At 65.0% G+C, this 8923-nt stretch carries 15 protein-coding genes; 7 read left to right on the forward strand and 8 right to left on the reverse strand.

Annotated elements, in window-relative coordinates; genetic code table 11:
• Nucleotides 1-20: 20 nt before the first annotated feature.
• Nucleotides 21-356, reverse strand: a complete 336-nt coding sequence (locus E2484_RS05470; protein ID WP_137284223.1) for a hypothetical protein — start codon at nt 354-356, stop codon at nt 21-23.
• 247 nt (nt 357-603) lie between these two features.
• Between E2484_RS05470 and E2484_RS24795 the strand changes: the two genes are divergently transcribed.
• Entirely contained in the window at nt 604-771 is a 168-nt protein-coding gene (locus E2484_RS24795; protein ID WP_170977248.1) for a hypothetical protein, read from the forward strand.
• Nucleotides 772-879: 108 nt separating this feature from the next.
• Here E2484_RS24795 and E2484_RS05475 read toward each other — a convergent pair whose 3' ends face one another.
• The 5 genes from E2484_RS05475 to thpR form a co-directional block, all read right to left on the reverse strand.
• Nucleotides 880-1545 (reverse strand): translation initiation factor IF-6, encoded by a 666-nt coding sequence (locus tag E2484_RS05475; protein WP_137284224.1) that lies wholly within the window; start codon nt 1543-1545, stop codon nt 880-882.
• Between the two features lie 4 nt (nt 1546-1549).
• Nucleotides 1550-1828: a 50S ribosomal protein L31e gene (locus E2484_RS05480; RefSeq protein WP_137284225.1), complete on the reverse strand. Its 279-nt coding sequence runs from the start codon at nt 1826-1828 to the stop codon at nt 1550-1552.
• Nucleotides 1828-1980 carry a 50S ribosomal protein L39e gene (locus tag E2484_RS05485; RefSeq protein ID WP_128476843.1) on the reverse strand — a complete coding sequence of 51 codons (153 nt, stop codon included), beginning with the start codon at nt 1978-1980 and terminating at the stop codon, nt 1828-1830. Before E2484_RS05485 ends, E2484_RS05480 begins: the two co-directional genes overlap by 1 nt.
• Before the next feature lie 141 nt (nt 1981-2121).
• The gene (locus tag E2484_RS05490; protein WP_137284226.1) at nt 2122-2724 is read right to left on the reverse strand and encodes an arsinothricin resistance N-acetyltransferase ArsN1 family B; all 603 of its coding nucleotides are present in this window, start codon (nt 2722-2724) and stop codon (nt 2122-2124) included.
• Complete coding sequence (gene thpR, locus E2484_RS05495; RefSeq protein WP_137284227.1) at nt 2721-3278, reverse strand: RNA 2',3'-cyclic phosphodiesterase; 558 nt, start codon at nt 3276-3278, stop codon at nt 2721-2723. Before thpR ends, E2484_RS05490 begins: the two co-directional genes overlap by 4 nt.
• Before the next feature lie 114 nt (nt 3279-3392).
• On the opposite strand from thpR, the gene E2484_RS05500 reads away from it, so the two are divergent.
• Complete coding sequence (locus tag E2484_RS05500; protein WP_137284228.1) at nt 3393-4151, forward strand: tetratricopeptide repeat protein; 759 nt, start codon at nt 3393-3395, stop codon at nt 4149-4151.
• The gene (locus E2484_RS05505) at nt 4148-4438 is read left to right on the forward strand and encodes a DUF424 domain-containing protein (RefSeq protein WP_137284229.1); all 291 of its coding nucleotides are present in this window, start codon (nt 4148-4150) and stop codon (nt 4436-4438) included. Before E2484_RS05500 ends, E2484_RS05505 begins: the two co-directional genes overlap by 4 nt.
• A 3-nt stretch (nt 4439-4441) precedes the next feature.
• On the opposite strand, the gene E2484_RS05510 is transcribed toward E2484_RS05505, so the two are convergent.
• Nucleotides 4442-4657, reverse strand: coding sequence for a hypothetical protein (locus E2484_RS05510; protein WP_137284230.1), 216 nt, complete (start codon nt 4655-4657; stop codon nt 4442-4444).
• Nucleotides 4658-4816: 159 nt separating this feature from the next.
• Between E2484_RS05510 and E2484_RS05515 the strand changes: the two genes are divergently transcribed.
• The 4 genes from E2484_RS05515 (at nt 4817) to sufU (ending at nt 7946) form a co-directional block, all read left to right on the forward strand.
• Entirely contained in the window at nt 4817-6061 is a 1245-nt protein-coding gene (locus tag E2484_RS05515; protein WP_137284231.1) for an aminotransferase class V-fold PLP-dependent enzyme, read from the forward strand.
• A 47-nt stretch (nt 6062-6108) separates the two neighbouring features.
• The gene (locus tag E2484_RS05520) at nt 6109-6735 is read left to right on the forward strand and encodes an HD domain-containing protein (RefSeq protein ID WP_137284232.1); all 627 of its coding nucleotides are present in this window, start codon (nt 6109-6111) and stop codon (nt 6733-6735) included.
• 68 nt (nt 6736-6803) lie between these two features.
• Complete coding sequence (locus tag E2484_RS05525) at nt 6804-7250, forward strand: hypothetical protein (protein ID WP_137284233.1); 447 nt, start codon at nt 6804-6806, stop codon at nt 7248-7250.
• A 267-nt stretch (nt 7251-7517) separates the two neighbouring features.
• Nucleotides 7518-7946: a Fe-S cluster assembly sulfur transfer protein SufU gene (gene sufU, locus E2484_RS05530; protein WP_137284234.1), complete on the forward strand. Its 429-nt coding sequence runs from the start codon at nt 7518-7520 to the stop codon at nt 7944-7946.
• Nucleotides 7947-8276: 330 nt separating this feature from the next.
• Here the strand turns inward: sufU and E2484_RS05535 are convergent, their stop codons facing one another.
• Nucleotides 8277-8918 (reverse strand): DUF1641 domain-containing protein, encoded by a 642-nt coding sequence (locus tag E2484_RS05535; protein ID WP_137284235.1) that lies wholly within the window; start codon nt 8916-8918, stop codon nt 8277-8279.
• Nucleotides 8919-8923: the final 5 nt, after the last annotated feature.

Consider the following 8923-nt stretch of genomic DNA (forward strand, 5'->3'; position numbering starts at 1 on the left):
TCGGTGACGCGCTGTTTCGGCTACTCCGAGGTCGCCAGCCGCGTCCGTCGCCGCGGAACGTGGACGCTCGACGGAACCACGCCTCTGAACTCGTCGTTCTCTCGGTCTACGCGACCCAGCGTCAACCAGTCGGTGACGCCACTGGCCCCGCACTCGACGCACTGCCCGGCGATGCGACCTTCGATGTCGGGCCAATCGACGCCGACCTCCACGAACCCCTCCGCGAGGAAATCCGCGGGTTCACACCCGCAGAAGTCGTGGCGCGCGAGTAACCACAGTTGGCTCACGGGGACCGACCGCGAGTCGTTGACGCTGAGCCACGCCCCGTCGTCTAACTGGTGAACGGAAACGACCATGCCACCGTGGAGTACCAGACCGGCGGTAAGCGTGTCGTCGTCCGCGACGCTTGCCGACTGTCACTCGATTCGTTGACGCCGGGTTCGCGCCGAAACCGACGACGCTGGCCTCCAGCGTGGCACCCCGTCCGTCTCCCTCCACTGAGCGCCGTCGTCACTACCGGAGAGACTCGCCCCTGTATCTAAGCATCGGTAGCGATTACGGACGAACACGGCCTTATCTACGTCGTCTCCCTACTACGTTCCAATGACTGCCGAGGAAACACTCGACGGACCTCCGACGACGGAGGAGTCTACAGACGAGGATACCGACCCCGACCAGAGCCATCTGGCCGACGTGGAAGACGGAGCGGGATGCACCGAGATATGGGAACACCTGAGCGACCGACGCGAAGACGACTCCGACGAGAAGTAGCGCGAGGGCCGGGAGTGGCGTAATCGGTCCGCGACGCATCCTCCCGGAGATAACTCTCTATTGCTTTAGGAGAGAAATACCAATACAAAGACGACAAAATGTTGTCTACTACTCGATGTAGCCGAGCGCCTGGTCGATGCGACCGAGTTCCGGGCCGGTCGTCTCCTGCCCGACGACGTAGCTGTGTTCGTTGGCGAGCAGGCCGGAGCCGACCAGCGGCGCGCCGTAGTTGATGGTGCCGATGTCGGCGGGCACGTCCAGCACGTCCTCCAGACGGTCGAGTTGGGCGTCGGTCGTCTTCGGGTGACAGAGGACGCCCCGGTTCGTGGCGACGGCGGCGGTGCCGACGGTCCGTACGTCGGCGAGCTCGCCGCGTTCCACGTCGACTTCCAGCGCGTCTTTGACGGCTCGGACCGCCTTTCGCGGGAGGTCCGGATGGACGTAGGCCCCGCTGTCGTTGGCGAGGACGACGTTCCCCGCCGCGTTGATCTTGCCCGGGAGTTCGCTCACCGAAACGCCCGTGGCGTCCTCGATGCGGTCGCGCTCGCGGTCGGTGACGCGACTGCTGACCAGCAGGCCGTTCTCGTTGCCGACCGCCAGCGCACCGACGGTAGACGACCCGCCGACCGTGGTCTCGATTGCTTCGACGTCGAGTTCGTCGCTCACGTCGGCGACGATGTCGCCCTCCAGGTCCGGACGGACCAGCAGGTGCTCGTCAGTCGCGCGAGCGAACACCCCGACGTACGACGACCCGACGAAAGCGGCGCGGAGCAAAGCTCTACTCGGCGTGTTCCGCTTCGACGATGGTCTCGCCCTCTTCCTCGAAGCGGGCGGCGCGAACGCGAAGCTTGCTCGGGGGCTTCTTGCGACCGCGCGACCAGACTGCTTCGTTGATGGAGGGGTCGAGACGAACCTCGTCGTCTTCGACCTTGAAGTGCTGTGCGAGGTGGTCGCGGACGAGCGTCATGGCCTTGTCGGCGCGCTCGTGCTTCGCCGCCGCCTTCGCGTCGCGGAGCGGTACGGTGATGACGCGCTCCTCGAATTCGTTCGCGCTCATTATTCGTCGGTGTCGTTACGCCGCCAGTTTCGGCGCTTGGGGTTGCGCTGCGTCTCGCGGTCGGTCTTCATGATGACCCACGCGGGAACGCGACTGTTCTGCCGGTCGAGCTTGGACAGGCGCTTTTTCTTCGCCTTCGACTTTTTACTCATGGTACCACGTTCTTCCCCGCCATCGCTTAAAATCTTGTTCCTTTGAGGCCGGTCCGAGAGTCCGTCTGTCCGGGGCCAGTCCGGGCGATGCGCTCGGTCCCGACCGCCGACGCGCTCGGTCTCCAATCGACGACTCCCGGGTCAGATTCGGCCGTGCCGCTCGCCGAGAGCCAACGCCTCGCGTCGCTCTGACTCGTCGAGTTCGACCAGCGTTCTCGGATTTTCGAGGTCGTCGCGGTCCTCGGGCCGGTCCCGTAACTGCAACTGCCACCAGCCAACGTCGCGCCACTCGCCGCGCTTGTAGCCGACCGACTCGTAGACGCCGACCTGCTCGAAGCCCAGCGACTCGTGGAGCGCCACGCTGGCCTCGTTGGGGAGCGCGATTCCGGCGTAGGCGTTGTAGAACCCCTGTAGTCTCAGGAGTTCGAGGAGGGATTCGTAGAGTCCGCGTCCCAGTCCCTTCCCACGGTGGTCCGCGGCGACGTAGACCGACACGTCTACCGACCAGCGGTAGGCCCCGCGCTTGCGATGGGTGCCCGCGTAGGCGTAGCCCGCGATTTCGTCTCCGCTTTCGGTCTCACAGACCAGCCACGGATACCGCGGGAGCGTGTCGGCGATTCGGTCGGCCATTTCGCCCTCACTCGGCGGTTCGTCCTCGAAAGAGACGGCGGTGTTCTCGACGACGGGAGCGTAGATGTCCCGAACCGCGGCGGCGTCGGCTTCGTCGGCGAGTCGAATCCTCATTTCAGCGCGAACGACTCGACCGTCGAGTACTCCGGCCCGTCGTCGGTCAGGACGCTCTTCGTCAGGCGGACCTCCGTCACCTCGGCGGTGCCCACGGTCGGGTCCAACTCCTCGACCTTCTCCTGGACCAGTTCCTTGCCGCCCGCGTGCTTCATCCGCGCGAGGGTGACGTGCGGCGTGAAGTCGTGGTCCTCGGGGTCGAAGCCGAGTCTCGTCACTTCGCGCTCGATGGCCTCGTGGAGGGCCGTCATCTGTTCGCTGCCCGCGCCGACCCCGAGCCAGAGGACCTGAATGTAGCTGATGTCCGGGAAGACGCCCACTCCCTCGTAGGTCGCCTCGAAGGGTTCGACCCCGGCGTCGGGGACGGCCCGCCGGAGGGCGTTTTTCACCCGCGGGAGTTCGCCGCGGTTCACGTCGCCGAGGAACTTGAGGGTGACGTGGGCCTGCTCGGGGTCGATGAAGTCGAGGCCCGAGGCGTCGGCGAACTGCTCTTGGACCGCCCGAACGTCGTCGGCGAAGTCGTCGGGCAGGTCAATGCTGACGAAAAGTCTCATTCGCTCTGTGTTTTGGTCGGACACGTGCTTGAAGGTGGGTGGTCGTGCGGGCGAATCGAACTTCGGATTCCTATGGCGTAGTCCTTAACACCGCTGAACGCCAAACCGATTCACATGACTAACTCGAAGGACGACGACCACGACTTCTCGGAGGGCGAGGGATTCGACGAACCGTACGAGGAGTTCGACCTCGACCCGCCGGAACTGGACGTGGACCCCGACAAGGTGGACCCCGTAGACTCCCGGGTCGTCGCCGACCTGCTCGACGACCAGAACGTCGGCGACGACGTCGACGTGGAGGAACTCATCGACGTGGGGCTGAACTACATGAAGATCAACCGGTTCGAGCAGGCTGCCGACACCTTCGAGCGCGCGGCCCAGTACGCTCCCGACGACAGCAAACTCGAACAGGAAGCGTGGACGAACAAGGGCGCGGCCCACGCCGAACTCGAAGAGTGGGACGCCGCCATCGGCGACTATCGGGAGGCCATCCGAATCGACGAGGACAGCGAACACGCCGCCACCGCCGAGACGAATCTCGCCTACGCCCTCTGGGAGTCGGGCCGGAGCGAGCAGGCGCTCGAACACGCCGAGCGCGCGGTCGAGATAGACGAGCGATTCGCCGAAGCGTGGTTCAACCGCGGGTTCTTCCTGCTCGAACGCGGTCTCGCCGAGGACGCCTTGAACAGCCTCGAAAACGCCATCCGACTCGGCCTCCGAAACTCCCAGATACTGGATGAGAAAGCTCGCGCCCTCGAAGAACTCGGCCAGTACGACGAGGCCGAGGAAATCGCCGAGGAGGCCGAAGAGCTACGCGAGCAGGCCGAACAGGAACTCGTCGAAGAGCGCCAGCAACAGCAAGAACAGCGATGATTCTCAACGAGCGCGAGACCGACGAAGGGTTGCTCGTCGCGGTCTGCGACGACGACGTACTCGGCGAGACGTTCGAGGACGACGGCGTCTCGCTGACCGTCACCGAGGAGTTCTACGGCGGCGACGAGGTGGACGAACAGGCCGTCGTGAACAGCCTGACTCGCGCGTCGGTCGCCAATCTCGTCGGGAGCGAGGCGGTCGAACTGGCGATTCGAGAAGGGTTCGTGGACGAGGAGAACGTCCTCGACGTGGAATCGACCCGCCACGCCCAGTTCCTCCGGATGTAGCCGTCAGTCGGCGTCTCCCCGGTCGCCCTCTCCACCGTCGCCCTCGCCGAGGGCCGGGAGGTTGACCACCATCAGCGACAACACCGAAACCCCGGCAAGCCCCGCGCCCACCGACGCCAGGCCGGTGTCGAACGCGACGGCGGCGACAGCGTGGAACGCGCCGACGAACGCGAGGCCCAACAGGAGCAGACTCGCGCCGAGTCGTCGTTTCGAAACCATACAGTGCCATCGGGTCGCAGGCTCTTAATCCCGTCCCCGGGGACCGCTTTCACTCCGGTTTCGTCCACCGCGTGCTCGGTCCCGAACGAAACCGATACCGGTTACGACGGGCCGTCCGGACCGAAGGAATGTTCTTGCTCGAAACCGTACTTACTACCAATGGGACTTCAGAAATCGGACGCGCTCGACGCGGAGCGCATACGCGAAGACTTCCCCATCCTTCAGCGGGAGTTCGACGGCGAGCAACTCGTCTACCTCGACAACGGCGCGACGAGCCAGACGCCGAACCAGGTCATCGACGCCATTTCGGACTACTACCGGAATTACAACGCCAACGTCCACCGGGGCATCCACCAGCTCAGCCAGGAGGCCTCCGTGGCGTACGAGGAGGCACACGACACGGTGGCCGAGTTCGTCGGGGCCGACGGCCGCGAGGAGATGGTGTTCACGAAGAACACCACCGAGGCGGAGAATCTCGTCGCCTACGCGTGGGGGCTGAACGAACTCGGGCCGGGCGACGAAATCGTCCTGTCCGAGATGGAACACCACGCCTCGCTGGTGACGTGGCAGCAGATCGGCAAGCGGACCGGCGCGGACGTGAAGTACATCCCCGTAACCGAAGACGGCTACCTCGACATGGACGCCGCCGAGGACCTCATCACGGACGACACCGAGATGGTCAGCGTCCTCCACGTCTCGAACACCCTCGGCACCGTCAACCCCGTCTCGGAACTCGCGGACCTCGCCCACGACCACGACTCGTACATCTTCGTGGACGGCGCGCAGGCCGTCCCCACGCGACCGGTGGACGTGAAGGACATCGACGCCGACTTCTACGCGTTCTCGGGCCACAAGATGCTCGGCCCGACCGGCGTCGGCGGTCTCTACGGCAAACAGGAGCTTCTGGACGAGATGGAGCCCTTCCAGTACGGAGGCGGCATGATTCGGAAGGTCTCCTTCGAGGAGACGACGTGGCACGACCTGCCCTGGAAGTACGAGGCCGGGACGCCGCTCATCGCGCAGGGCGTCGGCTTCGCCGAGGCTGTCGAGTACCTCGAAGACGTGGGAATGGAGAACGTCCAGCGCCACGAGGAGCGCCTCGCGGGGTACGCACTCGACCGAATGGCCGAGTTCGACGACGTCGAAATCTACGGCCCGACCAGTCCGGAAGACCGGAGCGGACTGGTCTCGTTCAACCTGGAAGGCGTACACGCTCACGACCTCACGTCCATCTTGAACGAGTCCGCCGTCGCCATCCGGGCGGGCGACCACTGTACGCAACCCCTCCACGACAAACTCGGCGTGGCCGCCTCCGCGCGGGCGTCGTTCTACATCTACAACACCACGGACGAAATCGACGAGCTGATCGACGCCATCGACGACGCCCGCCAGCTGTTCGCGTAATAGTCAGATTCGAAATCTTTTACCGCGGCTGTTCCGACCACCGACTCATGATAGACGAGGTACGGGAGCGTGCCGAGACCTACTTTCGAGGCGTTTCTCCGGCGCACGATTGGCACCACGTCCAGCGAGTGGCCCAGTTGGCCGAGACGCTGGCCGAGGAGTACGACGTGGACGACGACGTACTGTTCGCGGCGGTCTGGCTCCACGACGTCGGCCGGGCGAGGGAGGACCGCGGCGAAATCGCGGACCACGCCGAGTGGGGCGCGAGGGAAGCGGGCGGGATTCTGTCCGACCTCGGCGCGGACGAGGAGACCATCGGCGCCGTTCGACACTGCATCCGGGCGCACCGCTACTCGAACGACGTGGAACCGGAGACCCCGGAGGCCGAGATTCTCTGCGACGCCGACAACCTCGACGCGCTCGGAGCCGTCGGAATCGCACGCATCTTCAGCTACGGCGGCGAACTCGGCCAACCGATACACGACCCCGACCTCCCGCCGGAAGACGACGACACCGACGCCGGAGAGACCCAACTGAACCACCTCCACAAGAAGCTCCTCTCGCTCCGCGACCGGATGTACACCGACGCCGGTCGGGAAGTCGCCGCCGAGCGCCACGCCTACGTCGCCGAGTTCGCCGAGCGGTTCGAGCGCGAAGCGATGGGCGAACGCTGAGTCGTCTCCACCGCACACGCTCGACCGGAACCGGCCGCTTTTTGGCGGTTCCGTCACACCGTCCGGACATGGTCGACTGGACGCTTGCGGCCGTGATGGCGATTCACGTACTGATGGCCGTCCTCTGGACCGGCGGCTACCTCGTAACGGGAATGCTCGTCATTCCGGCGGCGCGGCGAAACGGGGACCCCGAGTTCGCGTTGGACGTGCTGGACTCGCTGAAGTGGTTCGCGTTCGGAGGTATCGTGGTGATGGGCGCGTCGGGCGGCGGCGCGCTCTGGTTCCTCTACCAGAACGACCTGCCCGAGGGTCCGCGCGGAACTGCGCTCGTCGCCATGATGACTCTCTACGGCGTCTTCGCGCTGACGAGCATCTGGTCGTGGTACGAGACCAAGATCGCCCGCGAGGACGGCGTCCGGGAACTTCCGACGCGACTGAAGATGGCCTTCCGGACGAACTCGCTGGTCGCCACCCTGCTCGTGCTGGACGCGGCGCTCATCGGATACGTGGTCTGACGCATAGTCTCCGATAACAAATTTTCATTCCCCTAAGCAATAAATACACTAGTTAAATAAACTATTTTATTTCCCGATACCCGTCCCTGTTCCCTCGCGCTCGTAGCGAGCGGCCGATGGGAGCGAGCGCACGGGATGCTGCCGACGGCCGAGCAGGCCGAGCGAGGACCGGAGCGAAGCGAAGGGACGAGCGTCGGCTTTTGACCGACCGCAGCAACAGGTTGTGCGGTAGGCTTTTAGGTCGGACTCGCCTATTCGGCAGTAACAATGGGCATGGGCTCGGACATGTATCGCCAGCAGATTCTCGACCACTACAAGAACCCCCGCAACTACGGGGAACTGGAGGAGAAGACCTTCTCCCACGCTGGCGAGAACCCGATGTGTGGCGACGAAATTACGATAGACGTACAGCTCGACGAGGACGACGAGGTCATCGAGCGTGTCGCGTTCCGCGGCGACGGTTGTGCCATCAGTCAAGCCAGCGCGAGTATGCTGAGCAAAGAGCTGAAAGGCATGAGCGTCGAGGAGATGCAGGAACTTGACCGCGACGACGTTATCGACCTGCTCGGAGTGGACATCAGTCCGATGCGGGTCAAGTGCGCGGTCCTCGCCGAGAAGGTGGTACAGGACGGCGCGGACATCTACGAAGGCGAGAAGCAACTCGACAAGACGACGACCGAAGAAGACAACGACTAGCGGGCTTTTGACGTTTTGCGTTTTCGTGAACTCGCTGGTGTGGTAGCACTGCGTTCGGGGATTTCTGTGAAGACGTAGGGAGCTACTGACACGTCTGTGAACTGCACTGCAACCGCGAACTGCAACAGCACCGCGACCGCGAACCGCACTGACGCCGACTCCAAGGAGTTACCGCACCGCAACCCTACAGCACCGCCCTCACACTTCCCCAGCCTCCTCCGTCACTCCCTCACTGCGTTCGGTCGTTCCGTCGTCCCTCGCGCGATAGGGCGCGGCACGAGGCCGCGCCCGCCCGCGCCGGAGTCGTGGTGGAGTACAGCGCACGGGCCATCACTCGGCGGATCCGAGCGCTCGCGCCATCGCCAGCAGGAAGCCGAGGCCTTGCTGGACCTCCGGGTCGCGGACGGTCTTCACCAGACCGACCGGGCCGACGCGCTCTGGCGACTCCTCGTTGGCCTCGCCGACCGCCGCGAGCATGGTCTGAAGCCCCTGCGCCGTCTCCGGGTCGGCCGCGGTGTCGGCTACCTCGCCGAGCGCGGTGCCCGAGTGTGCAAGGTTCGTGACCATTTCGTCGTCCATCGCGCCCGACAGGAGGGGGACGACCTCGGCCAGTTGCGCCAGTTCGTCCAGCGTGCCCTGCCGTTGGAGGCGGACCAGCGTCTCCAGCGCGTCGGCGAGTTCGTCGCCGCTCTCGCCGACCGACTCGCTCAGCCTCGCGGTCTCCTCGGTGGCGAGACCGTCGGCGGCCTCCGCGAGCGTGGCCGCGGTGTTGGCCGTGTCTGCGACCATCCGGTCGTCTGCCGCCACGGTCACGAGTTCGGTGGCGTCTAGGAGTTCGCTCACGAGGCCGAGTCGGTCCACGAAGTCGGCGACCTCCTCGGGGTTCTCGGCGATAGCGGCTTCGAGCGCGTCACGCGTCTCCTCGCCCGCGGCGTTCTCGACGTCCGCCTGCTCCTGCTCTTGCTCGGTCATCGTGA

Origin of the sequence: Halorussus salinisoli, from assembly GCA_005239435.1 — an archaeon.
GTDB lineage: Archaea > Halobacteriota > Halobacteria > Halobacteriales > Haladaptataceae > Halorussus > Halorussus salinisoli.

Excerpts from the sequence above, each read along its gene's own strand:
- E2484_RS05470 (WP_137284223.1), bottom strand. The coding sequence starts at position 356 with ATGGTCGTTTCCGTTCACCAGTTAGACGACGGGGCGTGGCTCAGCGTC.
- E2484_RS24795 (WP_170977248.1), top strand. The coding sequence starts at position 604 with ATGACTGCCGAGGAAACACTCGACGGACCTCCGACGACGGAGGAGTCT.
- E2484_RS05480 (WP_137284225.1), bottom strand. The coding sequence starts at position 1,828 with ATGAGCGCGAACGAATTCGAGGAGCGCGTCATCACCGTACCGCTCCGC.
- E2484_RS05485 (WP_128476843.1), bottom strand. The coding sequence starts at position 1,980 with ATGAGTAAAAAGTCGAAGGCGAAGAAAAAGCGCCTGTCCAAGCTCGAC.
- E2484_RS05490 (WP_137284226.1), bottom strand. The coding sequence starts at position 2,724 with ATGAGGATTCGACTCGCCGACGAAGCCGACGCCGCCGCGGTTCGGGAC.
- thpR (WP_137284227.1), bottom strand. The coding sequence starts at position 3,278 with ATGAGACTTTTCGTCAGCATTGACCTGCCCGACGACTTCGCCGACGAC.
- E2484_RS05500 (WP_137284228.1), top strand. The coding sequence starts at position 3,393 with ATGACTAACTCGAAGGACGACGACCACGACTTCTCGGAGGGCGAGGGA.
- E2484_RS05505 (WP_137284229.1), top strand. The coding sequence starts at position 4,148 with ATGATTCTCAACGAGCGCGAGACCGACGAAGGGTTGCTCGTCGCGGTC.
- E2484_RS05510 (WP_137284230.1), bottom strand. The coding sequence starts at position 4,657 with ATGGTTTCGAAACGACGACTCGGCGCGAGTCTGCTCCTGTTGGGCCTC.
- E2484_RS05515 (WP_137284231.1), top strand. The coding sequence starts at position 4,817 with ATGGGACTTCAGAAATCGGACGCGCTCGACGCGGAGCGCATACGCGAA.
- E2484_RS05520 (WP_137284232.1), top strand. The coding sequence starts at position 6,109 with ATGATAGACGAGGTACGGGAGCGTGCCGAGACCTACTTTCGAGGCGTT.
- E2484_RS05525 (WP_137284233.1), top strand. The coding sequence starts at position 6,804 with ATGGTCGACTGGACGCTTGCGGCCGTGATGGCGATTCACGTACTGATG.
- sufU (WP_137284234.1), top strand. The coding sequence starts at position 7,518 with ATGGGCATGGGCTCGGACATGTATCGCCAGCAGATTCTCGACCACTAC.
- E2484_RS05535 (WP_137284235.1), bottom strand. The coding sequence starts at position 8,918 with ATGACCGAGCAAGAGCAGGAGCAGGCGGACGTCGAGAACGCCGCGGGC.